Genomic DNA, 26,880 nt, shown 5'->3' on the forward strand with positions numbered 1-26,880 from the left:
ATCACGGCTTACTCGGCGCTTGCACCTGTCGCCGCGCCTTTCAGCGTACGGCTGAGGGACCGCTCGACGGTCGCGCCGACCGCGTCGATGCCGGCGATGGCGACGGGCGGCGGCGTTCGGGCGCGCGCGATCGCCAAGCGGTCACGACATCAGCCCGAAAAGCGCCGCATGATCGCCGCCGAGCTGTTCCATCATCGACAGTTGCTTTTCCGCCACGCCCACGTCGCCGCTTGAAACCGGTCCCGCTAATGCGTTGGCGAGGCTCGCTCGCGCGCCGTTTCGAGCGTGCCAGCCATCATCGGCAGCAGCGCGCGCAGCGCGTCATTTTCGTCGAAGCCCAGCTTGCGCCACAGGTTCACATTCTCAGCCAGACTGCATAAGGCAAGGCGTAATGCGCCGCCGCGTGAGATAGCAGACGGCCGCCCGGCGGAATCGACGGCGGACGGCGGCGTAGCGCGGCGGCAAGTGATATCAACGCGTCCTTGAGCGCGCTCCCGGCTTCGATCGTCGCGGAGCACCCGGCGATGCGATCGACATCTGTCAAATCGCCGCTGAACAGGTAAAGTGGATGAAAACCGCCGATCGACGCGCCCTGGTCCCGAGCCGGGCAAGCAGTTCGACGGGCGACACACCGCTGCAAATGCACGACGGCCCACGCTCCTCTCGCCGGTGCCGCGTGACAAGGGAACCTGGGTGTGTTCGCTGTCGTACCGATGCTGTCATCGGGGACGGTTAAAAAGAGTATGTCCGCCGACTCGACGACCCGGTGGGATCGTCATACGCGGCGCAGAATCCGATCTGACTGGCGGGCCGCCGTGCTGATTTCCGGCGTACAGCTCGCGATGGCCGTGACGGGATACCCGGCGCGTGCGAAGCCGGGCGCAAGACAACGCGCAATCCGGCGCGCGCCGACGAAACCAAGGCGCGGCAAAGAGGGCTGGGACACGTTTCCTCCTCCTGACGGGACTGAAGAAGGAAGCTGAAGTATCGCGCTCCAGTAATGGCGGGCGAGAACTGGCGGCTTCCACAGGTGGTTTGGGCGCATGCGGACGTCCGTTTCGCGGTCAACTGGCACTCCCGGTGCCGTGGCGTGGCGCACGAAGCAGAGTACGAGCAACGAGGCGCGAAAACTGCCTAGCGATTTCCGTAGGAGTGGATTGGCAGTCACCGTGGTTTTTAATGTCTCGCAGTCAGATTCGGGAGGTCACGATGAGTATCTTTTCTTACCGAAAGCACTTACGGTTCCTCACGCATTCCCAACGCCGCTGCTGGTGGGATCAGAGGAAGCGGCTCAGTCCTCGGGTCAAAATCAGTGGTGCGTACGTGCCGCCTAACGTCACCCGCGAGTTCACTTATGTGAAAGTCGGCTGACGTCGCACTCGTCTCGGATCATGCAAAACGCCTGGCTCGCCGCCAGGCGTTTTTCGTTTGGGGCCGCGACGCGTCGAACGTTGTGTGACGCGCGCCAGCAACGGCGCGGCGCGAATTTGTAATCAAAGATTACCGAAGCGCGCGAGATGCGATTGGTGGACACGGTCAAGTTGCCCGATCGACAGCGGATTGCCGGCAAAATCCTTGATTTTCGATGCCCCGAACGCTATTTGACAGACATATGGAAAGCCTCGACTGACGAACCGCTTTCCCGCAATTGCAATTTGCAACAAATGCAGACTACGGCGTGTGGGCTTTTTCGATACATTGGAATCACAGCATGTCCGTCATGCGACCCGGTCACGAACTGGCCGCGCCGCCAGGAGAAATACAAGTGAAGAAGATCGTTCCGTTTATCGCTGCTGCCGTACTCGGGGTTGGATTGACTACTGCGGCTCAGGCTCACGTGTCGGTGGGTATCGGCATTGGCGTGCCCGTCGCTCCCGCCTATCCCGTCTATTCGGCGCCCCCGCCCGTGTATTACGCACCGCCGCCAGTGGTCTATGCGCCGCCGCCGCCCGTCGTGGTCGCGCCGGCGGTCGTAGTAGGCGGTGGGTATTATCACCGTCCGTACTATCGCCACGGGTACTGGGGTCGTCCGTATTACCGGTACTAACGCGGTACTGATTTTCGCGCCGCGCAGCGTAGCCGCTGCGCGCGTCAACGTGTAGAACGGCGCAACGCCGGCTCGATGCCGCGTTGCGCCGTTTGCATTTCGCCCTGCGGCTTTGCTGCTTCCGACTTGAGTGGCTTGTCACTTTGGCCTATCTCCTTCGGGAGATCCGTCCCACACGCACACACATCGCAGAAGCTGGGAAAATAAGCGCTTTCTAAAGCCCTGGAGTCATCCGCCCATGCATGCGTTGTCTGCTCCCACCTATGAAGATGTCGTCGACGCCGCTCAGCGCATCGAAGGCATCGCGCATCGCACGCCCGTGCTCACGTCGACCATGGCGAACGAGCGCACGGGCGCATCGCTCTTCTTCAAGTGCGAAAACTTCCAGCGCATGGGCGCGTTCAAGTTTCGCGGTGCGTACAACGCCATTTCCCACTTCGATGCCGAGCAACGCGCAGCGGGCGTGCTGACGTATTCATCGGGCAATCATGCGCAAGCCATCGCGCTGTCGGCGCGGCTCGCGGGAATTCACGCGACGATCGTGATGCCGCACGACGCGCCCGCCGCCAAGGTCGCCGCGACGAAGGGCTATGGCGGCGAAGTCATCACCTATGACCGCTACAAGGAAAACCGCGAAGAGATCGGCCGGCGTCTCGCGCAGGAGCGCGGGATGACACTGATTCCGCCGTACGACCATCCGCACGTGATCGCGGGTCAGGGCACGGCGGTGAAGGAACTGATCGCCGAAACCGGGCCGCTGGACTTCCTGTTCGTCTGTCTGGGCGGCGGCGGGCTGCTCGCGGGCAGCGCACTGTCGGCGGCGGCGCTGAGTCCGCAGTGCCGGGTGATCGGCGTCGAGCCGGAAGCGGGCAATGACGGCCAGCAGTCGCTCGCAAAAGGCGAGATCGTGCATATCGACGTGCCGCATACGATCGCCGACGGCGCGGCATCGACGCATCTCGGCAACTACAACTTTCCGATCATCAAGCGCAACGTCGAGCAGATCGTGACGGTGAGCGATGCGCAACTCGTCGACACGATGAAGTTCTTCGCGCAGCGCATGAAGATCGTCGTCGAGCCGACCGGCTGTCTCGCAGCAGCGGCCGTGCTGGAGAAGGTCGTGCCCGTCGAAGGCAAGCGCGTCGGCGTGTTGATCAGCGGCGGGAATGTGGATCTGCAGCGGCTCGGCGAGTTCTTGCGCTGAGGTTCGGAAGCAACGCTGACGGTATCGTTCGAATGCCGTCAGCGCATCGATGCATGGCGCGCGAGCGGCGGGTCAGCTGGCCGCGAGCGCCGTCTGCACGATCAGATCGCGGTATCCGTCGACGATCACGCTGTACGAGAAGTACGCGAACAGCAACGCCGACAGCACGTGACAGACCCGCAGAAGGCCCGTGCCCGCGCGCTTGCGTCCGTGGCTCGCGAGTCCGCATATGAAGAGCGTCCAGCACAGGCCGCCCAGGAAAAAACCGCCGAGAAATACGGGTGCCGTCGTCACCGACGTCGCGCCCGCTTTGGCGATCAGCGCGCCGCCCACGGCCGCGAACCACAGGATCGCGCTAGGGGAAGAGATAGCGAGCAACACGCCGCGCAGGAAGCCGCGCGTCGGGTCGAGATGCGGGGTCGACGCATCGGCTTCGCCTTCGACGGGCGGCGCGGATGCAGGGAACAGCGCTTCGCGCGCCATCTTCCAGGTGAGGAACAGCAGAATTGCTGCGCCGCCGATCCAGACCACCCAGCGCACTGACTGGAATTGCAGCAGCGCCGCCATGCCCGCGAGGGCGAGCGCTGCGTAGATCAGATCGCCGAAACAGGAGCCAAGCCCGAGCCAGAAGCCGGGCCTGAAGCCATGCGACAACGTCAGCGAAATGATCGCGACGTTGACGAGACCGATATCGAGGCACAACGACAACGACAGAAAAAAACCATCCGACAGCATCGACAAGCTATGCATCCAACCGACCGCTCAGAATGAATTATTGTTGTTCAAGGCAACGCGGATGCGAACGACGCTTTGGCGTCGCGATTCCGCGAACCTGAATGCTACAAAGTCGAGCCATTGAATTCATGTTCGCGAACCGTGCAATTCACAGGCCAAGCTCGTTCCACAGACCGTCGATACGCGCCCTCACGGCGTCGTCCATCACGATCGGCCGGCCCCATTCGCGGTCGGTTTCGCCTGGCCATTTGTTGGTCGCGTCGAGGCCCATCTTCGACCCGAGACCCGCGACGGGCGACGCGAAATCCAGATAGTCGATCGGCGTGCTGCCGACGAGCACCGTATCGCGCGACGGGTCGATGCGCGTCGTGATCGCCCAGATCACTTCCTTCCAGTCGCGGATATTCACGTCCTCATCCACGACGACGATGAACTTCGTATACATGAACTGCCGCAAGAAGCTCCACACGCCGAACATCACGCGCTTTGCGTGGCCCGGATAGCTCTTCTTCATCTGCACGATCGCCATCCGATAGCTGCAGCCCTCGGGCGGGAGATAGAAGTCGGTGATCTCCGGGAACTGCTTCTGCAGCAGCGGAACGAACACTTCGTTCAGCGCGACACCGAGCACGGCGGGTTCGTCGGGCGGCTTGCCCGTGTAAGTGGAGTGATAAATCGCGTCGCGGCGCATCGTGATGCGCTCGATCGTGAAGACGGGGAACCACTCCTGTTCGTTGTAGTAGCCGGTGTGATCGCCATACGGGCCTTCGAGCGCGTGCTCGTAACCGGCGCTCGCGCCCTTCGACGGACGCGGCGGCGCGCCATCGGGCGCGGGCGCCGGCTCGCCTTCCTGCGGATAGATGAAGCCTTCGAGCACGATCTCTGCGCGCGCGGGCACCTGAAGCGTGTCGACGCCCGGCGTGATGCACTTCGCGAGCTCCGTGCGGCCGCCGCGCAGCAGGCCGGCGAACTGGTATTCGGACAGCGTGTCGGGCACGGGCGTGACAGCGCCGAGTATGGTCGCGGGATCGGCGCCGAGCACGACGGCGACGGGATACGGCTTGCCGGGATTCTTCAGCGCGAACTCGCGAAAATCGAGTGCGCCGCCGCGATGCGCGAGCCACCGCATGATGACCTTGTTCCGGCCGATCACTTGCTGGCGGTAGATGCCCAGGTTCTGACGCGTCTTGTTCGGGCCGCGCGTGACGGTGAGGCCCCACGTGATCAGCGGACCGGCGTCGCCGGGCCAGCAGGTCTGAACGGGCAGTTTCGCGAGATCGACGTCGCTGCCTTCCCAGACGATTTCCTGGCAGGGCGGGGCGCTGACGGTCTTCGGCGCCATATCCCAGACCGCCTTTGCCAGCGACAGCAGCTTGCCCGCGTCCTTGAGGCCTTTGGGCGGCTCCGGTTCCTTCAACGCCGAGAGCAGACGCCCGACGTCGCGCAGCGACTCCAGCGACGCCTGATCGCCGCCGGCATCGCCCTGCGTGGCGGCATCGATGCCCATGCCCAGCGCGACACGCCGCGGCGTGCCGAACAGATTGCCGAGCACCGGGAACGCGTGGCGTTGCTTCGACTCGAAGAGGAGCGCCGGGCCGCCGGCGCGTAGCGCGCGGTCGCATAGCTCGGTCATTTCCAGGACAGGCGACACGTTTTGCGAGATACGGCGCAACTCGCCGAGCGATTCGAGGCGGCTCGCGAAGTCGCGGAGGTCTTTGTATTTCATCGGTCCGTTGGCGGCCGCGAAGCGGCGGATGCAAGAGCTGAAAACCGTGGCGAGAGCAGGCGGTGCGGGCGACGCACCGCTATGCCGAACGGATTGTCGATTTTACATGCGTTAGGAAGCGCACGCTGAATAGCGAAAATGCAGATCGGCTGGAAAAGCCCTTCGGTAGAGGGATTGCGCTTGCTGAACAGTGTTCATAATTACAATTGGTTATAAATTCGCGGTTTTATAGTGTTGACGATCTATAAAACCCTGCTAGAATCCGGTCACATTGGTTGCAGGGAATTGATAGTTTTTACCACCGTCCCCCGGTCCTCAGACGCAACGCGTCACCCTTACCGCCCCCTGCACGGTATTGACAGTCACAAGTAGTCTCCACCAGCGCACTTCGACGCTGGTTTTTCGCGTGGGAGCCAAACGAATGCGTGCTTTTTGGCATGCAGGCGGCCCTTTTTCAAGTTTTTGGCTCCCCAACGGTACTTTTTGCCGTTTTCCCGACGTCGTCGTGCCTTAACCAGAGCATGCGGCGTCTTGGTTTTGCGAACAGCAGTCCCAAGCCGGTCGTTTTTACGGCGTTCGCAGGGCCAGCAACATGGGAGATCTGAATGAACGCCTGGTTATCGTGGCGTCCCAACGAGCGGATCGCGCTGGTCATGCGCGGTGCGCTGCGTCAGGGGACGCGGTTGAGTCATCATTTATTCAGCGTAGTTGGCGGGTTTGCTGTTCTGTTTGCACTCTCGCTGTGGCTGATGCCCGGCTGGCGCCTGATGCTGGCCACGCGGCTGATGCCCTTCGTCTCGGCCGCCGTGCAGGCTGGCCCCGCTCGTCTGCTGCAGGGCAACCCGCTGCCGTCGTTCGCCCCGCAACAGCGCGGCCATGCGGCGCCTCAAGACGATACCCTTTCGACGTCGTCGAATACGGGAGACAACGCCAACGGCCCGACTAAGGCCGCTGACGCCGGCTTCAGCATTGCAGGCGACAACTCCGGCTTCTCGTCTCCGGCCAGTACCGGTCTCTCGTCGGCCGCGCTGAACGGGCTCGATCCGCGCACGCTCCCGAGCGTGAGCACGATCGCCTCGATGATTCCGTCGCAACGCGTGTCGCCGGATGCCCGCGACGACCGCGTGCTCATTTCCACGCGCGAACAGGATCTCGTCGCGTCGTTTCTCTCGCGTCGGTATCGTGTCGCCCAGGAGCCGGTCAGCGAGCTCGTGAAGGCCGCGTTCGACACGGGCCGCGAAGTCGGCCTCGATCCGCTGCTGCTGCTCGCCGTGATGGCGATCGAATCGGGCTTCAATCCGTACGCCGAAAGCGGTGTTGGCGCGAAGGGCCTGATGCAGGTCATGTCGACGGTTCACTCGGACAAATTCCGCTACTTCGGCGGCCAGTCGGCGGCGCTCGAGCCGCTCGCGAACATCAAGGTCGGCGCGATCGTGCTGAAGGATTGCATCGCGCGCGGCGGCTCGCTGCCGGGCGGTCTGCGTCTGTACGTCGGTTCGACGTCACCCGACGACGGCGGCTACGGCGCGAAGGTGATGGCCGAGCGTACGCGTCTGCGTGACGTCGCGCGTGGTCGCAAGGTGCCGATCAACTCGCCGCAGGCGCCCGCCACCGTGCAGGCCTCGAACTCGACGTCGGCAGCGACTTCGAACAAGCGCGCGCAGGCGACGCTCGACGGCCATCCGCTCGCCTCGGCGAAGACGGGGCAGACGCCCGCGACCAAGGATTCGGAACAGGACGACGCGAGCGCGAACGCCGCGAAGCATGCGACGCAGCAGCCGGAGCTGGGCGCTTGATCGCGTAACACATGCAGCAAGAAGCGCGTTGGCCAGACCGGTCCAGCAAAAAGAAAGGGCACCTTCGGGTGCCGTTTGTCGTCATTGTCTTACTGGTTTCTGAAGCATCCGCGTCCGCTTCTTCCGCTCGACGAGAGCCGCCTCACGTACGGCTCCCGCCCCGCTCGGGATCAACCGCGGAACAGCTTCCGCAAACGCTCGACAGCCTCTTCGAGCTTCGAATACGCGGTCGCATACGACAGCCGGATGTACTCGCGCGGCTGGTACGAGCCGAAGTCCATGCCCGGCACGAGAACGACGCCCGCATCGTGCAGCATCGCCTTGGTCAGCGCGGCGCTGTCGCCCGCAGCCGGATGCGCGACGCTGCGGCAGTCGGCGTAGACGTAGAAGGCGCCGTCCGGCATGACGGGCACGGTGAAGCCCAGCGATTCGAGCGCGGGCGCGATGAAATCACGGCGGCGCTTGAACTCCATCCGGCGCGATTCGTAGATTGCGAGCGTTTCTGGCTCGAAGCAGGCAAGCGCCGCGTGCTGCGCGAGCGCCGATGCGCAGATGAACAGATTCTGCGCGAGCTTCTCGAACGCGCCGACGAGCGCCGGTGGCACCACGAGCCAGCCGAGCCGCCAGCCCGTCATGTTGAAGTACTTCGAAAAACTGTTGACGGTGACGACATCGTCGCCGAACGAAAGCGCCGACACGGGCGGTGCGTCATAGCTCAAGCCCTGATAGATCTCATCGACGATCGTGAAGCCGCCGCGCGCGCGGACGGTCTCGACGATCCGCTTCAGTTCGGCAGGCTCGATCGACGTGCCCGTCGGATTCGACGGCGAAGCGAGCAGCACGCCGCGCGTGCGCTCGTTCCACAGACGCTCGACGTCGCTTGCCGTCAACTGGAACCGTTCGGCAGGGCCGCTCGGCACGAGCACCGGCTTGCCCTCGGCAGCGGCGACGAAATGGCGGTTGCACGGATAGCTCGGATCGGGCATCAGCACTTCGTCGTCGCGATCGACGAGCGCCGCGCACGCCAGCAGCAACGCCGCCGACGCGCCCGCCGTCACGACGATCCGCGCCGGATCGACGTCGAGTCCATACGCATGCTTGTAGTGCCCGGCGATCGCGTCGCGCAGCGCATGAACGCCAAGCGCGCTCGTGTATTGGGTGACGCCGCGCCGCAACGCTTCCGTCGCGGCCTCGATGACGGGCTCCGGCGCCGTGAAGTCCGGCTCGCCGATACCCATATGGATGATGTCGCGCCCCGCGCGCTCCAGCAGCGCCGCTTCCTTGGCCAGTTCCATCACGTAGAACGGCTGGATCGCGTCGACGCGCGCGGCCAGTTTCACGAGGGGTTCGGTGATGCTGTTCATTCGATGAGTCCAGTTCAAACAGGAACGCAAAGTCAGCTGCGCAAAAACAAAAGCGGGCCCGCGTTATGCCGGGCCCGCCTGCATCAGCGATGACAGAAGCCAGCCACGCTTACTGCTTGCGAGCGGCCGCCTGCGTCTCGGCGACGCGCAGTTTTGCCGAAAGCTTGTCCAGCACGCCGTTCACGTACTTGTAGCCGTCTGCGCCGCCGAAGGTCTTCGCCAGTTCCACGGCCTCGTTGATGACGACGCGATACGGAATGTCGACCTGATTCTTCAGCTCGTAGGCCGCGACCAGTAGCACTGCGCGTTCGACAGGCGACAGCTGGTCGATCGGGCGGTCGAGGCACGGTGTGAGATCGGCGGTCAGTGCTTCCGAATCGCGGATCACGCCATGCAGGATAGCGTCCAGATGCTCGTGGTCGGCCTTGTCGAAACCCTGGGCACCACGCAGCTGCGCGTCGATTTCACCTGCCGGCGAACCCGACAGCAGCCACTGATAAAGCCCCTGCGTGGCCAGTTCGCGGGAGCGTCGGCGTGCGCTCTTCATGCCCGTTCCTCTTCGTCGTCCTCGTCTTCGCCTTCTTCGTCCTCGTCGCCGTCCAGCTGTTCGAGCGCGACCGCGAGGTTCGCCATTTCGACAGCGGTGCGCGCCGCGTCACGGCCTTTCTCGGTCATGCGCGCGACGGCCTGTTCGTCCGTTTCGGTCGTCAGCACGGCGTTCGCGACGGGAATGCCGAAGTCGAGCGCGATGCGCGAGATGCCCGCGCCGCTTTCGTTCGACACGAGTTCGAAGTGATACGTCTCGCCGCGGATGACCGCGCCGAGCGCGATCAGCGCGTCGAACTGACCGCTTTCCGCGAGCTTCTGAAGCGCAAGGGGGATTTCCAGCGCGCCCGGCACGGTGACGAGCAGCACGTCTTCGCCCGTCACGCCGAGGCGTTCGAGTTCTTCGATGCATGCGTCAGCGAGGCCGTTGCAGACGGGCTCGTTAAAGCGCGATTGGACGATGCCGATGCGCAGACCGTCGCCGTCGAGATTCGGTTGGTATTGTCCGATTTCCATATGAGGTCCGTAATGTGTTGGTTAAGCGCAGGTTAGCGAAAACTGAGCGGTAACTGAGCGGTAACTGAGCGTGAAAGCGGTTGAAGCGTTCAGCAGTTTTGCGGCTTTTCGGCCGCGCTGCCCGGCATCGGTACGAAGCCGGTCACTTCGAGCCCGTAGCCGGACATGCTGCCCAGCTTTCGCGGGGTCGACAACACCTGCATCTTGCCGACACCGAGTTCGCGCAGAATCTGCGCGCCGATGCCATACGTCTTGAAGTCCACCGGGCGGCGCTTGAGCGCCTCGGCCCGGCTCTTTTCGTCGAATGCCTTGAATACGTCGATCAGATGATCTTTCGAGTCGCCGCAATTGAGCAGCACGATCACGCCGTGATCGCGCTCGGCGATTTCCTTCATTGCTGCGTCGAGCGTCCACGAGTGCGTGGAGCGGCCCACTTCGAGCAGGTCCAGCACCGACAGCGGCTCGTGCACCCGCACGAGCGTTTCGCGGTCGGGCGTGGGCGTGCCGCGCACCAGCGCCATATGCGGCTGGCCGCTCGGCTGGTCCAGATACATGACCGCGCGGAACGGGCCGTGCACGGTCTGCATCGTGCGTTCACACACGCGCTCGACGATCGATTCCGTGCGGCTGCGATAGTGGATCAGGTCGGCGATCGTACCGATCTTCAGGCCGTGTTCTTGCGCGAACGTCATCAGGTCGGGCAGGCGGGCCATCGTGCCGTCGTCCTTGATGATTTCGCAGATCACCGCGGCGGGCGTGAGCCCCGCCAGCGCCGTGAAATCGCAGCCGGCTTCCGTGTGACCGGCGCGCACCAGCACGCCGCCCGGCTGCGCCATGATCGGAAACACGTGGCCCGGCTGGACGATGTCCTCGGTGCGCGCGTTCGCCGCGACAGCCGTGGCGATGGTATGCGCGCGGTCCGCCGCCGAAATACCCGTCGTGACGCCTTCGGCTGCTTCGATGCTGACCGTAAATGCGGTGCCGTACTGCGTGCCGTTGCGGTGCGTCATCAGCGGCAGGTTCAACAGCTTGCAGCGTTCCTGCGTGAGCGTCAGACAGATCAGGCCACGGCCGTAACGAGCCATGAAGTTGATCGCTTCCGGCGTGATGAATTCTGCTGCGATGACGAGGTCGCCCTCGTTTTCGCGGTCTTCTTCGTCGACAAGAATCACCATCCGGCCAGCTTTGAGCTCGGCGATGATTTCAAGGGTGGAGGCGAGGGTCATGTTGGCGAGAAGTTTGGGAAAGCGCGTATTTTACGCCACGCCGCCCCACAAGTCGCCCGTCCGAACGGCATATGCCGTCCGGACGAATGTCCAGCCGCGTTCCCGTACGCGAGACTGGAAGGCGAAATTACTTCGGTGCGTTGAGCATCCGCTCGACGTAGCGCGCGATCAGGTCGATCTCCAGATTCACCTGCGTGCCTTCCTTCAACGCCTTCAGCGTGGTCACTTCAACCGTATGCGGAATCAGATTGATCGAAAACTCGCAGCCGTCGTCGCGGTCCGTCACCGAGTTCACGGTGAGGCTCACGCCGTTCACGGTGATCGAGCCCTTGTACGCCAGATACCTGCCGATCTCGCGCGGCGCGAGCACGCGCAGCTCGTGCGATTCGCCGACGCGCGCAAAGCGCGTCACCGTGCCGAGGCCGTCCACATGGCCCGATACGATATGGCCGCCCAGCCGGTCGTGCGAGCGCAGCGCCTTTTCCAGGTTCACTTCGCCCGTATCGGCCAGGCCCGCCGTGCGGTTCAGGCTTTCTCGCGAGACGTCCACGTCGAACGAGGTCGACGTCTTTTCGATCACGGTCATGCAGGCGCCCTGGATCGCGATGCTGTCGCCCAATTGCACGTCCTCCAGATCGAGGCCGCCCGCGTCGACGGCCAGGCGTACGCCCGCGTCCGGTTCGCTGCCGAGCGGCTTTATCGATGCGATGCGGCCGACAGCCGCGACAATTCCCGTAAACATCGTGTCGTTTCCTATATCTATCGGTCAGTGTCCGGGCGGCTTTGGCATCAGGCGCGCGAGAATTCGCACGTCGCTGCCGATCCGGTCCACGGCATGAAATTCGAGTTGCGTGCGTGCGTCGAGCGAACCCGGCGCGGCAAGATTGAACATGCTCATCGAGTCGTTGCCGAGCAGGCTCGGCGCGAGATAGACGAGCAGCTCGTCGACGCAGCCTTCGCGCAACAGCGATCCGTTCAGCTTGTAGCCCGCTTCCACGTGCAGCTCATTGACTTCGCGCTTGCCGAGCTCTTCCAGCATCTTCGGCAGGTCGACTTTTCCGTTTTCGTTCGCAAGTGGCACGATTTCGGCGCCGCGATCGTGCAGCGCGGCGGCGCGCTCTTCGAGAAGCGGCGTGAGCCGGCTGCAGAAGATCAGTGTCGGCGCGCCAGCGAGAATCTGCGCGTCGGGCGGCACCTCGAGCTGGCTGTCGATCAGCACGCGGTGCGGCTGTCGCGGCGTATCGACGGCGCGCACGGTCATGCGCGGATTGTCTTCCTTCACGGTACCGATGCCTGTCAGGATCGCCGACGCGCGGGCGCGCCATGCGTGGCCGTCGTTGCGCGCCGCCTCTCCCGTGATCCATTGGCTCTCGCCCGACGGCAAGCCTGTGCGCCCATCGAGCGATGCCGCCACCTTCATCCGCACCCACGGGCGGCCGCGCGTCATCCGCGACACGAAGCCGATGTTCAGTTCGCGCGCTTCCGCTTCGAGCAGCCCGCAGCGCACTTCGATGCCCACGTCGCGCAGCATCGACAGGCCGCGTCCCGACACGCGCGGATTCGGGTCTTCCATCGCGGCGACCACGCGCGCAACTTTCGCTTCAATCAGCGCGTTCGCGCACGGCGGCGTGCGGCCGAAGTGGCTGCACGGTTCGAGCGTCACATAAGCAGTCGCGCCGCGCGGATCGTTGCCGCGCTTGCGTGCGTCCTTCAGCGCCTGGATTTCCGCATGATCGTGACCGGCGGGCTGCGTGTAGCCTTCGCCGATCACCTCGCCGTTCTTCACCAGCACGCAGCCGACACGCGGATTCGGGTCGGTCGTGTACAGGCCGCGCCAGGCGAGGGCCAACGCGCGCTCCATGTGGACGAAATCGGTCTGCGAGAACATCGGTTTGGCGTTATCCGTTCAAGGTTTCGTCAACGCGGTTCACGCGAGCGACTTGAATGCGCCGCGCGCGGCATCGATGGTCGCGTCGATGATCGCGTCGTCGTGCGCGCTCGACACGAAGCCTGCCTCGTACGCGGAAGGCGCGAAGTACACGCCCGCATCCAGCATCTTGTGGAAGAACGCGTTGAAGCGCGGTACGTCGCAGCGCGAGATTTCCGCGAAGCTGCCCGGCACGTTCGCCGAAAAGTACAGGCCGAACATGCCGCCGACGGAATCCGCCGTGAACGGTACGTTCGCTTCGCGCGCGGTTTCAATGAGGCCGTGCACGAGACGCGTCGTTTGACGCGAGAGCGTGTCGTAGAAGCCCGGCGCCTGGATCAGTTGCAGCGTCTTGAGACCCGCCGCGACCGCGATGGGGTTGCCCGACAGCGTGCCCGCCTGGTAGACGCCGCCGAGCGGCGCGAGATGGGCCATGATGTCGCGCCGTCCGCCGAACGCCGCTGCCGGCATGCCGCCGCCGATCACCTTGCCGAGACACGTGAGGTCCGGCGTGATGCCATACAGTTGCTGTGCGCCGCCCAGCGCGACGCGGAACCCGCACATCACTTCGTCGAAGATCAGCACCGAGCCGTATTCGGTGCAGAGGCGGCGCAGCGCGCCCAGGAACTCCGGCGTCGCGCGCACGAGGTTCATGTTGCCCGCCACCGGCTCGACGATCACGGAAGCGATCTCGTTGCCGAACGCCTTGAATGCCTCTTCGAGCGCCGCGACGTTGTTGTATTCGAGCACAGTGGTGTGCTTCGCGATATCGACGGGCACGCCCGCCGACGTCGGATTGCCGAACGTCAGCAGGCCCGAGCCTGCCTTCACGAGCAGGCTGTCCGCGTGGCCGTGGTAGCAGCCCTCGAACTTGACGATGCGGCTGCGGTTCGTGAAGCCGCGCGCGAGGCGCAGCGCGCTCATCGTCGCTTCCGTGCCGCTCGACACCATCCGCACCTGTTCCATCGAAGGCACGAGCTTGCAGATTTCCTCGGCGATCTCGACCTCGGCTTGCGTCGGTGCGCCGAACGAGAAGCCGTTAACCAGCACTCGTTGCACGGCCTCCAGCACCTCAGGATGCACATGGCCGACGATCATCGGCCCCCACGAGCCGATGTAGTCGATATAGCGCTTGCCCTCAACGTCCCAGAAATACGCGCCTTGCGAGCGTTCGATGAAGCGCGGCGTGCCGCCGACCGAACGGAAGGCGCGCACGGGCGAGTTGACGCCGCCCGGAATGGTTTTCTGGGCGCGGTCGAAGAGTTCTTGATTGCTGGACATGAGCGTTGGACCTGCTTGGGTTGGGCTCGCGCGCCGAATGGCTGCAACACGCGCGAGTGCGGTACAAGGGCGGTATCGATGCGCTGCGAACGGGCACGCGTAAGCATGCAACGAACGCACGACCGTAAGAATGACCTCACGAAATTGTACCGGAGTCGTGTGGAATCGGCCGTGAGCGGGAAGGCGTGGCGGGGCGCTGCCTTATGCGTTCAGGTGTCGCCGCCGCGCTTGCCGCCCGGGTTGCGACCCGAGTTGCCGCCGTTATTGCCTTCGCCGTCGCCGGGCGCGCTGCCTGGGCGCTTTGCCTTGTTGAAGTACATCGCGACCCGCGCCGCCCGTTTGCCGGCAGCGGCCTTGTTCGCTTCGCTCCACGCTTGCGTCGCTTGCTCTTTCGTCGATTTCGCCGGTTCGTCCGCACGCTGTGCGACGGCAGGCCGCGCACGCTTGCCCGTCCGTTCGAGCCAGCGCTTTTCGAGCGCGCCCTCGGCGATCGGCTTGATCGAGATGCCTGAGGTTTGTGCGTCCCACGTCTGGACGGAGAAAGGGTGATGGCGCAGTTCGTCGCGGGAGATCACGACTTCACGATGCGCATCGACGAGATAGTCGTACACGAAGTCGATGCACAGCCGGTAGCCGCGCTTCCTGGTTGCGTCGGGCACTTCGTATGGCGCGCGCGTCACGTAGCCCGACGCGAACACGCCCTTGGGCTCCAGCGTCACTCGATGAATGAATACGCGGTCGCCCGGCACGATGCTGCGCGAAAAGCCGCAGCCCCAGACGTCGGTGACGGCTTCGCCCGCCGCGACGCGCTTTGCCACGTCCGGCAGTTCGGGCCACGGCCACTTCCTGGGGCTCCAGATCAGCAGAAAGGCGGTCATCTGCGTGGAATGTCTGAGTGGAAGAAACTGGAAGGAACGGATGGCCAGCTTAACCGATAAGGCGGAGAAGGCGTGTTTCCAGCGCGAGCAAGGACCGCGTCAAACGTGGCGATATTTAACGTCGGTTACAATCTCAGGCCGTATCCGCGACCCCGCACGGTCCGCTGGATCGCCGCCCATCGGCCGGTCTTTGCGTGTCGCTTCTCACTGGAATCCCATGTCTCATGCTGTCAGATCCGGGCCGGATGCCCGGCTGATTCTGCTGCTCGGCGCGCTCGCCGCGTGCGGGCCGATTTCGATCGATATGTACCTGCCCAGCCTGCCGTCGATCACGCAGGCGTTCAACGTCAGCGCGGGCGCGGCGCAGGGCACGCTGACCAGCTTCATGCTCGGCTTCTCGGTCGGGATGCTGCTGTACGGGCCGATGTCGGATGCGTACGGGCGGCGCCCCGTGCTGCTCGGCGGCATCATCATGTACACGCTCGCAACGATCGCCTGCGCAGTGTCGCTGTCGATCGGCGCGCTCGTCACGTTCCGCTTCGTGCAGGCGCTCGGCGCGGGCGCGGCGTCCGTGCTCGCGCGCGCGATCGCCCGCGATGCGCACGGCCCGACCGACGCAGCCCGCGTGCTGTCGATGCTCGCCATCGTCACGTCGATCGGGCCGTTGCTTGCGCCGCTGATCGGCGGACAGTTGCTGCTGCTCGGCGGCTGGCGCGTCGTGTTCGTTGCGCTGACGCTCTTCGGCGCTCTGTGCGCCGCGACCGCGTTCCTGCGCGTGCCGGAAACCTGGCCGCGTGAAAAGCGCGCGCACGGCGCGGTGCTCCAGTCGTTCGCTGCGTACGGCACGCTGCTGAAGGACCCCGTCACGTGGGGGCACATGCTGTGCGGCGGCATGGCGTTCGCGTCGATGTTCGCGTATATCACCGCGACGCCGTTCGTCTATATCGAGTACTTCCATGTATCGCCGCAGCACTATGGCTTTCTGTTCGGGCTGAACATCGTCGGCATTATGCTCGGCAACTTCGTGAACACGCGCGTCGTCGGACGCACGGGGCCGCTGCCTGTGATCTCGGTTGCTGCGACGATCAGCTTCGTCGCGTCGCTGTACGTCGCGCTGATGTGTCTGACGGGGTGGGGCGGGCTGTGGTCGATCGTCGCCGGGCTGTTCTTCGTGGTGGGCGTGGTCGGCGTGCTATCGGCCAATTGCACGACTGATCTGATGCATCGCTATCCGCAGAACGCGGGCGCGGCGGCGGCCGTATTCGGCGCGATGCAACTGGCGTTCGGTGCGCTGTCGAGTTTCGCCGTCGGGCTGTGGCATGACGGCTCGCCGCAAGGGATGGGCGTGACGATTGCCGTCGCGGGATCGCTGTGCTTCGTCGGACGGTTTCTGGTGAGGCGTTGGCATGGGCGGCCCGTGTCGCGGACTTCGGTGGCCTGACGCCCACGCGCGAGACGGCGTACGAGGCAACGGGCGAGACGACGCGCGAAGAGCGACACACGAGAGAACGTGCGAAGCGACACACGAGACAACACAAGAAGCGAACTGGCGGACAACAAAAAGCCGGACCTGTTGCTGAATGACAAAAGGTCCGGCTTTTTTACTGCTGAAACGCACTGCCCGAACAAGAGCGCAGACTAGTCGAGAGCGCAGACTAGTCCTTCGGCGAGGCCGCTGCTCCGTGACTAAGCCAATCGAGCACGGCCGTCGTATCGTCGTCGGCGTCCTTGCGTGCCTTCGCCACGGCAGCGCTGACGTCCGCCGCCGGCGCCGCCCGACGGATCGCCACGCCGACAGCCAGGATGTCGATCATCAACAGATGCAGGATGCGCGAGATCATCGACAGTTGCGACTCGCGAATCTCGATGTGATCGGTTTCCAGCGCGACCGTCGCACGCTTGGCCAAAGGCGTGTTGCTCGACGTGATCGCGATCACCTTCGCGCCCGCCTGCATCGCCACTTCGAGCACGCGCAGCAGTTCGGGCGCGCGGCCCGACTTCGACACCGCGACGATCACATCGCCCTTGGCGAGCAGCGCCGCCGACGCCGCCTGCATGTACAGATCGCCATAAGCGATCGTCGGAATGCCGAAGCGGAAGAACTTGTAGTGCGCGTCCTGAGCGACGATGTTCGAATTGCCGAGGCCATAGAACTCGATGCGCCGCGCGCCGTTCAGCAGATCGATGGCCGTTTCGACATGCTCGAAGTTAAGATGCTCGCGCAACTGCAGGATCGCGGAGACGGTGTTGTCCAGCACCTTCGCGCCGAAGTCCGTCGCCGTGTCGCCGAGATGCACCTGGCTGTGCGACACGGGAATCGTGCCCGTCAGACCCGTCGCCAGCTTCAGCTTGAAATCGGACAGGCCCTGGCAGCCGAGCGAACGGCAGAAGCGGATCACGGTCGGCTGGCTCACGTCGGCCTTGCGCGCGATGTCGACGATGGGATCGTTGATGATCGAGCGCGGGTGATTGAGCGCGAGATCCGCGACGCGGCGCTCCGCGGGCGTCAGTGCATCGCGCATCTGCCGGATGCGCTCGAACACGGCGGACGAACTGCCGCCCGCGCGATTCGACAGCTGCTCCGCGAGAATCGCCGACACGCCGAGAAACGCTGGATATTCCGCGGTGATCACGTACGTCGGCACGTTCTTCAGGTACGCCTCGAAGCGACCCTTCGCCTCGAAGCGCTGACGGAACGACGAGCGCGCGAACACGTCGCCCAGACGCGGCACGACACCGCCGCCGATATAGATGCCGCCCAGCGCGCCGAGCGTCACCGCGATGTTGCCCGCGAACGTGCCGAGAATGCCGCAGAACACGTCGATCGTTTCGGCCGCGAGCGGATCGCCGTCGAGGCCTTTCTTGACGATATCCGACACTTCAAGCGTCGCGGGCACGCGCTTCTTGTCGCGAGCCGCGAGCGCGCGATAGATCACTTCGATGCCCGGCCCGGCGGCAACGCGCTCGAACGACACATGCGGCCACTTCTTGCGCGCGTACTGCAGCACGAGGTCTTCGCGCTCGTCCATCGGCGCGAACGTCGCGTGGCCACCTTCGCTGCCGAGCGCGATCCAGCGGTCGTCGGCGGGAATCAGGCCCGACACGCCCATGCCCGTGCCCGGGCCGAGCAGGCCGATCACACTGTTCTGCCGCCGCGTGCCGCCGCCGATCTGCACGCGCTGCGAATCGGTGAGGCCCGGCAGCGCCATCGCGAGCGCGGTGAAGTCGTTCACGACGAGCAGTGTGTCGAAGCCGAGCTGACGGCGCGTCGCTTCGATCGAGAACGTCCAGTCGTGATTGGTCATGCTGACCTGATCGCCATCGACGGGATTCGCAATCGCAATCGCCGCATGATTCACGCGACCGATCTTGCTGTCCTTCAGATACTTCTTGATGACCTCTGCGACACCCGGATAGTCCGCGCATGGATAGACGAGAACCTGCGTGATTTCGCCGGGACCGGTTTCAAGCGCGAAGCGCGCATTGGTGCCGCCGATGTCGGCAAGCAGCCTCGGTCCGTCGGCGTGCTGGCCCGCGCCAGGGGCAGCCTTAGTTTGCACACCAGTAGACATCGAGTCTTACTCCCTTGTCGTTCGCCAACGTCGAGATGGCATTTTTTTGTGGGGCGGCTGCGGCGGCTTTGAGCACGTCGAGCTTTTTCTGACCGGCGATCAGCAGGAACAGCCGGTCGACTTTCTTCAACGCGGACATCGACCAGCTCACGCGCGCATGCGGCGCGGCGCCGGGATGCACGGCGACGAACGCATCGGCCGTCGAGACCGCGTGCTCCCATTCGGGCGCGTCCGCGAAAATCGACGCCGTGTGGCCGTCTTCGCCCATGCCGAGCACGGCCACATCGGGCAGGTGTCGATCGCCGCGCGCGACATCGCGATTCAACGCGGCGATATGAGCGTCGAGCGATTGCGCCGTGTCGACGAGCGGCAGGAAGATCGCCTCACGCGCGGCGTTCTGCAACAGCGTCTCGCGGGCGAGGCGCGCGTTGCTTGCGTCATCCGTTTCGGGCACCCAGCGGTCGTCGACGAGCGTGACGGCGATGCGCTTCCAGTCGAACGGCTGCGTGGATAGCGTTTGCAGAAACGGACGCGGACTCGTGCCACCGGACACGGCAAGGGTCGTCGGGCGCGCGCCGGTTGCGCTCGCACGGGCGGCGAGCGACGCATGTAGCGCGTCGCCGACCGCCTTCGCCAGCGCGTCGGATTGGGCGCGCGGGTCGTCGAAAGCGTGAAGCTCGATCACTTCTCCTCCATGCTGCTTTCTTTGTTAGATCTGAAGTGCTGCGGGGCGGCATCGGCGATCACACGAGCCGATGCTGCCCGATGTTGCCCGATGGTGCCTTATCCGCTGCTGCCGCGACCGGTCCTGTGTCACGTGTGTCACCGGGTTCCCGTGCAGCTGTTCATGCCGTACTGCAAGCGGCGCGTCGGGTGGAACGTCGATGCAAAGACATCGATCATCGCAAACCAAAACTCAACGCGCCGCACTTCCTTAATTCTCTTCTTCGAGCCAGCAGGTGTCGTGCTGTGCAAGCATCGCGCTCGCGGCCGCCGGCCCCCACGTGCCCGCCGCATACGGCTTCGGCTTACCCGACGCGGCCCACTCGTTGAGGATCGGCTCGACCCACTTCCATGCCGCTTCCTGTTCGTCGCGCCGCACGAAGAGCGCGAGACGCCCGTGGATCACGTCGAGCAGCAGACGCTGATACGCCTCCATCTGACCTTCCTTGAAGAACTGGTCGAAGGCGAGGTCGAGGTGCACGCTCGACAGGTTCATTCCTTCGCCAGGCTTCTTCGCGAGGCAATAGAGGCGGATCGTTTCGTTCGGCTGCAGGCGGATCACGAGGCGATTCGCGCCCGGCCGCAGCGACGACGAACCCAGCGCCGAATGCGGCACGGCGCGGAAGTTCACGACGATCTCCGCAACGCGATCGGCCAGCCGTTTGCCCGTGCGCAGGAAGAACGGCACGCCCGCCCAGCGCCAGTTCTCGATCTCGACTTTCAGCGCGACAAAGGTTTCCGTCGCGCTGTCCGTCTTCACGCCGGGTTCGGTCGCATAAGCGGGCACCGACGTGCCGCGAATGACGCCCGCGTGATACTGGCCACGCACGGCGACCTTGCTGATATCGCGCGGATCGATCGGCTTCAGCGCGCGCAGCACGCGCAGTTTTTCATCGCGGACGGAATCCGAATCCATCGAATGCGGCGGCTCCATCGCGACGATCGAAAGCAGTTGCAGCAAATGGTTCTGCACCATGTCGCGCAGCGCGCCCGTATTGTCGTAGAAGTCGCCGCGCGCTTCCACGCCGAGTTCTTCGGCGATCGTGATCTGGATGCTCTCGACCCACTCGCGGCGCCACAGCGGCTCGAAGAGCGCATTGCCGAAGCGCAGCGCCAACAGGTTCTGCACGGGCTCTTTGCCGAGGTAGTGATCGATACGGTAGATCTGTCCTTCGGCGAAGATTTCGCCGACGGCATCGTTGATCGCATTCGAAGAACGCAGGTCGTAGCCGAGCGGCTTTTCGAGCACGATGCGCGCGTTTTCGTTGAGACCCACCGACGCGAGCGCGCGGCAGATGGGCACGAAGAGTGACGGGCCCGTCGCCAGATAGAACACGCGCGTGCCGGGCAGTTCCTGCATCGCGTCGCGCAGCTTGACGAAGTCCTCGGCCTTGCCGAGATCGAGTTTCACGTACTCGATGCGTTCGAGAAAGCTTGACCACGCGTTTTCGTCAATGCCGCTCTTCGACACGTGCGCCTTCACGTGTTCATTGACCCACTGCAGATAGCCGCCACGGTCTTCCTCATGCCGTGCGACGGCAATGATCTTGCCGCTCGCCTCGAGCATGCCCGCGCGGTGTGCTTCATACAAAGCGGGGAGGATCTTGCGCATCGACAGATCGCCGGTTCCGCCGAAGAGAACGAAGGTGAAGTTGGAGTCGGTTTGCATGAGTCTCCGTGGATGTCTGATGGGCCTGCAAGGCGCCCGTAGTCCGATAAAATTTTTTTTGACACTGAATTGTAGTTTAACTACAATCCAAATCAAGAGGTAACGTGAATTCGGCGAAAAAAGCGTGCGGGGCTTGTGAACAAGCGCCTTTTCGCGAGCGAACGTAGCTTCCCTGCATGTTAACGGACAACGCGTTACGGCATGCGCCAGAGTGCCTTTCGCGGGCGGCGCACGACGGCCGGAACATGCGTTTCAGCGAATGACGTGCGCGGACCACCTCGAGTCTGCAACGCGCCGCAGTCAGAAGGCGGAAGCAGGCAAAAATCAGAAGAGGAGACAGTTCTTGCATCGCAAACCACTCATCTCTTGAGCGTCACGCGGCCGAATCTCGGCACGCCGGCACATCCACTTCACCTTGTGCCTGTCCGACGCTCGACCGTCCAGCGCATTGCCTGTTTGACCAACCATCACACCCTGGTGACATCAGGGGCCACTCGTTTTTAGTTCAGGTGTCTGGAGGAGATAAGCAATGAAATTCCGCGCGATCATGGGCGCCCTGTGCGCCGCAGGTCTGATGTGTGGCGTCGCCACGGCACAGGCGGCCGAATCTGTCGAAGTGCTGCACTGGTGGACGTCGGGCGGCGAGTCGAAGGCCGTCGGCGTGCTGAAGGACGACATGACGAAACAGGGCTACACGTGGAAGGACTTCGCGGTGGCAGGCGGTGCAGGCGCGGCGGCCATGACGGCGCTGAAGACCCAGGTGATCTCGGGCAACGCGCCGAGCGCGGCTCAGATCAAGGGCCCGCTGATCCAGGAATGGGCATCGCAAGGCGTGCTCGTGAACATCGACTCCGTCGCCGGCGACTGGAAGAAGAACCTGCCGCCGGAAATCGACAAGATCATGCACGCGGAAGGCCACTACGTCGCGGCGCCGTTCTCGGTGCACCGCGTCAACTGGCTGTACATCAACAAGGCGGCACTCGACAAGGCAGGCGGCAAGGTGCCGACCTCGTGGCCTGAGTTCTTCGCCGTCGCCGACAAGATGAAGGCGGCCGGCATCATGCCGATCGCGATGGGCGGCCAGCCGTGGCAAGACCTGACGCTGTGGGAGGACGTCGTGCTGTCGCAAGGCGCGGACTTCTACAAGAAGGCGCTCGTCGACCTCGACCAGAAGACGCTGACCTCGGACAAGATGGTTCAGGTGTTCGACACGGTCCGCAAGATCCAGGGCTACTTCGACAGCGGCCGTACCGGTCGCGACTGGAACCTGGCGACGGCGATGGTCATCAACGGCAAGGCCGGCATGCAGTTCATGGGCGACTGGGCGAAGGGCGAGTTCGCGAACGCGAGCAAAAAGGCCGGCTCGGACTACATCTGCGCGGCGGTTCCGGGTACGGAGAAGTCGTACACGTTCAACGTCGACTCGTTCGTGTTCTTCCAGCAGAAGGGCCAGAAGGCTGCAACGCCGGGTCAGCTGGCGCTCGCGAAGACCATCATGAGCCCGGAATTCCAGGAACAGTTCAGCCTGTACAAGGGCTCGATCCCGGTTCGTCTGGGCGTGTCGATGGATAAATTCGACGACTGCGCGAAGAAGTCCTACGCTGATGAACAGACGGCCATCAAGTCGGGCGGCTATGTGCCGTCGCTGGCTCACGGCATGGCTCAGCCGGACGCAGCAGCAGGCGCGATCTCGGACGTCGTGACGAAGTTCATGAACTCGTCGCAAGACTCGAAGAGCGCGGTTGCCGCACTCGCGAAGGCTGCGAAGACCAAGTAAGCAGTCGTAGCACAAAGTTGTAGCAGAATGCCCGGCGCGCCGGGCCTTGCATGAACACATGCAGGGATTCCATGCGCGCCGGACGACGATGGTGCGATGCATCACCCGCGCCTCTGCTGTTCCGGTATCGCCTGATGATGGCGATGCCTGACGGTACAGTTCCAGGAGTCGAGTTGTGACTGCTTCTATTAGCGGAAACGCAAAAGGCACGGCGCCCGTCGCGCGCCGCTCGTCGCCGATGGCGGCGCTCGCCGACCGCTGGATTCCGAAGCTGGTGTTGTCGCCCAGCATCGTGATCAGCCTTGTCTTCGTCTACGGTTTTATTCTGGTTACCGGCTATCTGTCGCTGTCGAGTTCGCGACTGATGCCGCGCTACGATTTCGCCGGCTTCGACCGGTACGCCGAGCTGTTCGATAACGATGTCTGGTGGACGTCGGCGGCGAACCTCGGGTGGTTCGGCATTCCGTTTATCGCGATCTGCGTGGGCCTGGGTCTGTTTCTCGCGATCCTGCTCGACCAGAAGATTCGCAACGAAGGCGCGTTGCGCGCCGTGTTCCTGTATCCGATGGCGCTGTCGTTCATCGTGACGGGCACCGCGTGGCAGTGGGTTCTGAATCCGGGCCTCGGCATCGAGAAGGTGTTGCACGACTGGGGCTGGACGAGTTTTTCGTTCGGCTGGCTGGGCGATCCCGACAAGGCGATTTTCTGCGTCGTGATCGCGGCCGTGTGGCAATCGACGGGCTTCGTGATGGCGCTCTTCCTTGCCGGCCTGCGCGGCGTCGATAGCGAAATTTTCAAGGCTGCGCAAGTGGACGGCGCGACGCTGCCGACCATCTACCGCAAGATCGTGATTCCGAGCATGCGCCCCGTGTTCTTCTCGGTGCTGCTGATTCTCTGCCACATCACGATCAAGACCTTCGACCTCGTCGTCGCGTTGACGGCGGGCGGTCCGGGCACGTCGTCGTCGCTGCCTGCGATGTTCATGTACACGTTTTCGTTCAACCGCGGGCAACTGGGCGTCGGCGCGGCTTCGTCGATGATGATGCTCGCAACCGTCGTGGCCGTGCTCGTGCCGCTGATGTATCTGGAATCGAGGAGCACGCGCAATGCAGCCTAAGATGAACATCAGCCGTGCTGTCATCTATGCGGCACTGATTCTGTTTGCGTTGTACTTCCTGTTCCCGCTGTACGTGATGCTGTCGACGTCGTTCAAGGACATCGACCAGCTGCGCTCGGGCAACCTGCTCACGCCGCCGTCGCACTGGACGGTCGCGCCGTGGGTGAAGGCGTGGAGCGAAGCGTGTACAGGCGTGCGCTGCGAGGGGATGCAGCCGTTCTTCATGAACTCGGTGAAGATGGTGATTCCAGCCGTGCTTATCTCGTCGATCATCGGCGCGTTCAACGGCTATGTGCTCACGCACTGGCGTTTTCGCGGCGCGGATGCGCTGTTCACGATGCTGCTGGTGGGCTGCTTCATTCCGTTCCAGGCGATCCTGCTGCCGATGGCTCGACTGCAAGGCTTCTTCGGCCTGTCGAACACGATCGGCGGGCTGGTGCTCGTGCACGTCGTGTATGGCATCGCGTTCACGACGATGTTCTTCCGCAACTTCTACGTGAGCGTCCCCGCTGAACTCGTGAAGGCGGCGCGTATCGACGGTGCCGGGTTCTTCATGATCTTCTCGAAGATCATGCTGCCCATTTCGCTGCCGATTTTCATGGTGTGCCTGATCTGGCAATTCACGCAGATCTGGAATGACTTCCTGTTCGGTATCGTGTTCTCCGGTGTCGATTCGATGCCGATCACCGTGGCGCTGAACAACCTTGTGAATACGTCGACGGGCGTGAAGGAATACAACGTCGACATGGCGGGCGCGATCATCGCGGCACTACCGACGCTGCTCGTCTACGTGATCGCCGGCCGCTACTTCGTGCGCGGCCTGACGGCGGGCGCAGTGAAGGGCTAATTTTTCTTGTTGGCGTGTCGCTCGCACGATGACGCGAGCGACGGCCTGAACGGCATTCGGCCTGCGTCGCCAGCTAGCGGCGCATCAGCAGTACAGAGACTAGAGGATTCACAGCATGGCAAGCCTTTCCATCCGTGACGTGTACAAGACCTACCCGAACGGGGTGCCTGTCCTGAAGGGTGTCAACATCGACATCGAAGACGGCCAGTTCCTGATTCTCGTCGGCGGCTCGGGCTGCGGTAAGTCGACGCTGCTCAACATGATCGCCGGTCTCGAGACCGTGACGAAGGGTGACATTCAGATCGGCGGCAAGACGGTGAACAACCTGTCGCCGAAGGATCGCGATATCGCGATGGTGTTCCAGTCGTATGCGCTGTATCCGTCGATGACGGTGCGCGACAACATCTCCTTTGGTTTGAATATCCGCAAGGTGCCGAAGGGGGAGCAGGATCAGATCGTTTCGCGCGTGTCCAAACTGCTTCAAATCGAACATCTTTTGGATCGGAAGCCTGGGCAACTGTCTGGCGGTCAGCGGCAACGGGTTGCCATGGGACGTGCGTTGGCTCGCGATCCGGCGATGTTCCTGTTCGATGAGCCTCTGTCGAATCTGGATGCCAAGCTGCGGATCGAGATGCGTTCGGAGATCAAGCTGCTGCATCAGCGCCTCGGGACTACGATCGTTTATGTGACGCACGATCAGATCGAAGCGATGACGCTGGGCGATCGTATCGCGGTGATGAAGGACGGTATCGTTCAGCAGTTCGGCGCGCCGCAAGAGATTTATGACTCGCCTTCGAATCTCTTCGTTGCCGGATTTATCGGTGCGCCGCCGATGAACTTCATTCAGGGTAAAGTCGTCGAGCAAGGTTCTGGCGTTGGGCTTGAACTCGATACGGGTGTGAAGCGCGGTGTGCTGAATCTGCCTTTCGATGGCGCTGTGAAGTCGCACATCGGCAAGGAAGTGATTCTTGGGCTGCGCCCCGAGCGGATTACCGATACGCGGAATGCTCACAATGTCGATGATGGCAAGCATCAGCCGATCGACGTCAAGGTCGATGTGATCGAGCCTACGGGGCCGGATACTTTGGTATTTGCTCAAGTGAACGGCAAGCGCATTGTTAGCCGTGTTCACCCGGGGGCTAATCCACAACCCGATCAGAATATGTCGCTGATGTTTGATGTTTCTAAAGCCGTGCTGTTCGATCCGCAGACGGAGCAGCGGATTGCTTAGCGATACGATCTGGCAATTTTGAGCCGCGCAAAGGAAAGTCCCGGCATCACGTGCCGGGACTTTTCATTAGACATGAGGCGTCCGTAGGTCCGTGCAATCAGATCACTGGGCAGCATGTCAACGCGCTCAGGCCAAGGGCGTTCGACGGCGCCAGTGTTCGCGTCGATTACTCGCGTCATCAAAACCTCGCGCCAGTGTTTTTCCGGACTTGAATCGGAGATGATGAGATGAGCTAGCGCAGTGTATGGCAATCCATATTCGACTAGCGCGCTGGCTTGAGAGAACCCAAAATCGTTTGGTGACTTGCCTTGTTTTGCGAATGTGGCTCTTACCACTTTGAGTTCTATTGCCAGTGTTTCGGAAATGATTAATTGGTCTTCACAATACGGAATTACAAGAAGATCAATGTCGCCGGGAAAGGTCAGGTCTGGGAAGATATCGATCGATGAAACGAAGCCGGCGATCATTACACCACTCTTGTCGCACATTCGATCAAAAAATTGAGGGGCGAGTTTGTAGTAGCAGTCGCCGAAAAGGCGACGATTGCAAATGAGCCGTGCGCCTAACGCCCTTTCGTCGTTTTTCTCGACGAGATTTTTCTGAAGATGGACTGCAGGTTCTCCGTTCCGAATTTGCTTCGGGCGAACGCTGAGTGGAATACGATATTCGATCATAAGGGACACGTAACGTTTCCGAAA

22 protein-coding genes and 1 pseudogene are annotated in these 26,880 nt (G+C 63.1%); 8 read left to right on the forward strand and 15 right to left on the reverse strand.

Features of this window, described 5'->3' with window-relative positions; genetic code table 11:
* Positions 1-8 precede the first annotated feature (8 nt).
* Positions 9-946, reverse strand: a pseudogene (locus BMW76_RS18765) (DUF2520 domain-containing protein).
* Positions 947-1,765: 819 nt separating this feature from the next.
* On the opposite strand from BMW76_RS18765, the gene BMW76_RS18775 reads away from it, so the two are divergent.
* Both BMW76_RS18775 and BMW76_RS18780 read left to right on the forward strand, forming a co-directional pair.
* A complete protein-coding gene (locus BMW76_RS18775) occupies positions 1,766-2,047 on the forward strand; it encodes a hypothetical protein (protein WP_090867988.1) in 282 nt (93 codons plus the stop codon).
* A gap of 238 nt (positions 2,048-2,285) precedes the next feature.
* Positions 2,286-3,251, forward strand: a complete 966-nt coding sequence (locus BMW76_RS18780) for a threo-3-hydroxy-L-aspartate ammonia-lyase (protein ID WP_090867716.1) — start codon at positions 2,286-2,288, stop codon at positions 3,249-3,251.
* A 72-nt stretch (positions 3,252-3,323) separates the two neighbouring features.
* Here BMW76_RS18780 and BMW76_RS18785 read toward each other — a convergent pair whose 3' ends face one another.
* Together BMW76_RS18785 and BMW76_RS18790 are read right to left on the reverse strand one after the other, a co-directional pair.
* Positions 3,324-4,001 (reverse strand): LysE family translocator, encoded by a 678-nt coding sequence (locus tag BMW76_RS18785; RefSeq protein WP_090867717.1) that lies wholly within the window; start codon positions 3,999-4,001, stop codon positions 3,324-3,326.
* Positions 4,002-4,134: 133 nt separating this feature from the next.
* Entirely contained in the window at positions 4,135-5,712 is a 1,578-nt protein-coding gene (locus BMW76_RS18790) for a UbiD family decarboxylase (protein ID WP_090867719.1), read from the reverse strand.
* Positions 5,713-6,317: 605 nt separating this feature from the next.
* Between BMW76_RS18790 and BMW76_RS18795 the strand changes: the two genes are divergently transcribed.
* Entirely contained in the window at positions 6,318-7,508 is a 1,191-nt protein-coding gene (locus tag BMW76_RS18795; protein ID WP_090867721.1) for a transglycosylase SLT domain-containing protein, read from the forward strand.
* Between the two features lie 170 nt (positions 7,509-7,678).
* Here BMW76_RS18795 and BMW76_RS18800 read toward each other — a convergent pair whose 3' ends face one another.
* The 8 genes from BMW76_RS18800 to BMW76_RS18835 form a co-directional block, all read right to left on the reverse strand.
* Positions 7,679-8,872 (reverse strand): pyridoxal phosphate-dependent aminotransferase, encoded by a 1,194-nt coding sequence (locus BMW76_RS18800; RefSeq protein WP_090867723.1) that lies wholly within the window; start codon positions 8,870-8,872, stop codon positions 7,679-7,681.
* 109 nt (positions 8,873-8,981) lie between these two features.
* The gene (nusB, locus tag BMW76_RS18805) at positions 8,982-9,419 is read right to left on the reverse strand and encodes a transcription antitermination factor NusB (protein WP_087733836.1); all 438 of its coding nucleotides are present in this window, start codon (positions 9,417-9,419) and stop codon (positions 8,982-8,984) included.
* A complete protein-coding gene (gene ribH / locus BMW76_RS18810; RefSeq protein WP_087733837.1) occupies positions 9,416-9,934 on the reverse strand; it encodes a 6,7-dimethyl-8-ribityllumazine synthase in 519 nt (172 codons plus the stop codon). The genes nusB and ribH overlap by 4 nt, the downstream gene beginning before the upstream one ends.
* 89 nt (positions 9,935-10,023) lie before the next feature.
* Positions 10,024-11,160 (reverse strand): bifunctional 3,4-dihydroxy-2-butanone-4-phosphate synthase/GTP cyclohydrolase II, encoded by a 1,137-nt coding sequence (gene ribBA, locus BMW76_RS18815; protein WP_090867724.1) that lies wholly within the window; start codon positions 11,158-11,160, stop codon positions 10,024-10,026.
* 127 nt (positions 11,161-11,287) lie between these two features.
* Entirely contained in the window at positions 11,288-11,902 is a 615-nt protein-coding gene (locus tag BMW76_RS18820) for a riboflavin synthase (protein WP_090867726.1), read from the reverse strand.
* Between the two features lie 24 nt (positions 11,903-11,926).
* A complete protein-coding gene (ribD, locus tag BMW76_RS18825; protein ID WP_090867728.1) occupies positions 11,927-13,048 on the reverse strand; it encodes a bifunctional diaminohydroxyphosphoribosylaminopyrimidine deaminase/5-amino-6-(5-phosphoribosylamino)uracil reductase RibD in 1,122 nt (373 codons plus the stop codon).
* Between the two features lie 39 nt (positions 13,049-13,087).
* Positions 13,088-14,368 (reverse strand): glutamate-1-semialdehyde 2,1-aminomutase, encoded by a 1,281-nt coding sequence (gene hemL / locus BMW76_RS18830; protein WP_090867730.1) that lies wholly within the window; start codon positions 14,366-14,368, stop codon positions 13,088-13,090.
* Between the two features lie 209 nt (positions 14,369-14,577).
* On the reverse strand, positions 14,578-15,246 hold the full coding sequence (locus BMW76_RS18835) for a hypothetical protein (RefSeq protein ID WP_090867731.1): 669 nt from the start codon (positions 15,244-15,246) through the stop codon (positions 14,578-14,580).
* Positions 15,247-15,463: 217 nt separating this feature from the next.
* Between BMW76_RS18835 and BMW76_RS18840 the strand changes: the two genes are divergently transcribed.
* Positions 15,464-16,687: a Bcr/CflA family multidrug efflux MFS transporter gene (locus tag BMW76_RS18840; protein WP_090867734.1), complete on the forward strand. Its 1,224-nt coding sequence runs from the start codon at positions 15,464-15,466 to the stop codon at positions 16,685-16,687.
* A gap of 214 nt (positions 16,688-16,901) precedes the next feature.
* On the opposite strand, the gene BMW76_RS18845 is transcribed toward BMW76_RS18840, so the two are convergent.
* The 3 genes from BMW76_RS18845 to zwf form a co-directional block, all read right to left on the reverse strand.
* Positions 16,902-18,818, reverse strand: coding sequence for a bifunctional transcriptional regulator/glucokinase (locus tag BMW76_RS18845; RefSeq protein WP_090867736.1), 1,917 nt, complete (start codon positions 18,816-18,818; stop codon positions 16,902-16,904).
* A complete protein-coding gene (gene pgl, locus BMW76_RS18850; protein ID WP_090867738.1) occupies positions 18,796-19,503 on the reverse strand; it encodes a 6-phosphogluconolactonase in 708 nt (235 codons plus the stop codon). Before pgl ends, BMW76_RS18845 begins: the two co-directional genes overlap by 23 nt.
* Before the next feature lie 249 nt (positions 19,504-19,752).
* A complete protein-coding gene (zwf, locus tag BMW76_RS18855) occupies positions 19,753-21,210 on the reverse strand; it encodes a glucose-6-phosphate dehydrogenase (RefSeq protein WP_090867740.1) in 1,458 nt (485 codons plus the stop codon).
* Between the two features lie 529 nt (positions 21,211-21,739).
* Between zwf and BMW76_RS18860 the strand changes: the two genes are divergently transcribed.
* The 4 genes from BMW76_RS18860 to BMW76_RS18875 all read left to right on the forward strand — a co-directional run bounded on the left by BMW76_RS18860 (position 21,740) and on the right by BMW76_RS18875 (position 26,182).
* Positions 21,740-22,987 (forward strand): ABC transporter substrate-binding protein, encoded by a 1,248-nt coding sequence (locus BMW76_RS18860; protein WP_090867742.1) that lies wholly within the window; start codon positions 21,740-21,742, stop codon positions 22,985-22,987.
* Positions 22,988-23,162: 175 nt separating this feature from the next.
* Complete coding sequence (locus BMW76_RS18865) at positions 23,163-24,104, forward strand: carbohydrate ABC transporter permease (RefSeq protein ID WP_090867744.1); 942 nt, start codon at positions 23,163-23,165, stop codon at positions 24,102-24,104.
* Positions 24,094-24,951 (forward strand): carbohydrate ABC transporter permease, encoded by an 858-nt coding sequence (locus BMW76_RS18870; RefSeq protein ID WP_087733849.1) that lies wholly within the window; start codon positions 24,094-24,096, stop codon positions 24,949-24,951. Before BMW76_RS18865 ends, BMW76_RS18870 begins: the two co-directional genes overlap by 11 nt.
* 115 nt (positions 24,952-25,066) lie before the next feature.
* Entirely contained in the window at positions 25,067-26,182 is a 1,116-nt protein-coding gene (locus BMW76_RS18875) for an ABC transporter ATP-binding protein (protein WP_090867746.1), read from the forward strand.
* Here BMW76_RS18875 and BMW76_RS18880 read toward each other — a convergent pair.
* Positions 26,179-26,865, reverse strand: coding sequence for a hypothetical protein (locus tag BMW76_RS18880; protein ID WP_143062282.1), 687 nt, complete (start codon positions 26,863-26,865; stop codon positions 26,179-26,181). The genes BMW76_RS18875 and BMW76_RS18880 overlap by 4 nt on opposite strands.
* Between the last annotated feature and the right edge of the window lie 15 nt (positions 26,866-26,880).

Source organism: Paraburkholderia diazotrophica, from assembly GCF_900108945.1.
Lineage (GTDB): Bacteria > Pseudomonadota > Gammaproteobacteria > Burkholderiales > Burkholderiaceae > Paraburkholderia > Paraburkholderia diazotrophica.

Bases quoted from the DNA above. Each gene is read 5' to 3' on its own strand.
- nusB (WP_087733836.1), bottom strand. From the start codon at position 9,419: ATGAAGAGCGCACGCCGACGCTCCCGCGAACTGGCCACGCAGGGGCTT.
- BMW76_RS18785 (WP_090867717.1), bottom strand. From the start codon at position 4,001: ATGCATAGCTTGTCGATGCTGTCGGATGGTTTTTTTCTGTCGTTGTCG.
- hemL (WP_090867730.1), bottom strand. From the start codon at position 14,368: ATGTCCAGCAATCAAGAACTCTTCGACCGCGCCCAGAAAACCATTCCG.
- BMW76_RS18870 (WP_087733849.1), top strand. From the start codon at position 24,094: ATGCAGCCTAAGATGAACATCAGCCGTGCTGTCATCTATGCGGCACTG.
- BMW76_RS18795 (WP_090867721.1), top strand. From the start codon at position 6,318: ATGAACGCCTGGTTATCGTGGCGTCCCAACGAGCGGATCGCGCTGGTC.
- BMW76_RS18835 (WP_090867731.1), bottom strand. From the start codon at position 15,246: ATGACCGCCTTTCTGCTGATCTGGAGCCCCAGGAAGTGGCCGTGGCCC.
- ribD (WP_090867728.1), bottom strand. From the start codon at position 13,048: ATGTTCTCGCAGACCGATTTCGTCCACATGGAGCGCGCGTTGGCCCTC.
- ribH (WP_087733837.1), bottom strand. From the start codon at position 9,934: ATGGAAATCGGACAATACCAACCGAATCTCGACGGCGACGGTCTGCGC.
- BMW76_RS18790 (WP_090867719.1), bottom strand. From the start codon at position 5,712: ATGAAATACAAAGACCTCCGCGACTTCGCGAGCCGCCTCGAATCGCTC.
- BMW76_RS18845 (WP_090867736.1), bottom strand. From the start codon at position 18,818: ATGTCTACTGGTGTGCAAACTAAGGCTGCCCCTGGCGCGGGCCAGCAC.
- BMW76_RS18840 (WP_090867734.1), top strand. From the start codon at position 15,464: ATGTCTCATGCTGTCAGATCCGGGCCGGATGCCCGGCTGATTCTGCTG.
- BMW76_RS18800 (WP_090867723.1), bottom strand. From the start codon at position 8,872: ATGAACAGCATCACCGAACCCCTCGTGAAACTGGCCGCGCGCGTCGAC.
- zwf (WP_090867740.1), bottom strand. From the start codon at position 21,210: ATGCAAACCGACTCCAACTTCACCTTCGTTCTCTTCGGCGGAACCGGC.
- BMW76_RS18820 (WP_090867726.1), bottom strand. From the start codon at position 11,902: ATGTTTACGGGAATTGTCGCGGCTGTCGGCCGCATCGCATCGATAAAG.
- ribBA (WP_090867724.1), bottom strand. From the start codon at position 11,160: ATGACCCTCGCCTCCACCCTTGAAATCATCGCCGAGCTCAAAGCTGGC.
- BMW76_RS18875 (WP_090867746.1), top strand. From the start codon at position 25,067: ATGGCAAGCCTTTCCATCCGTGACGTGTACAAGACCTACCCGAACGGG.
- BMW76_RS18860 (WP_090867742.1), top strand. From the start codon at position 21,740: ATGAAATTCCGCGCGATCATGGGCGCCCTGTGCGCCGCAGGTCTGATG.
- BMW76_RS18780 (WP_090867716.1), top strand. From the start codon at position 2,286: ATGCATGCGTTGTCTGCTCCCACCTATGAAGATGTCGTCGACGCCGCT.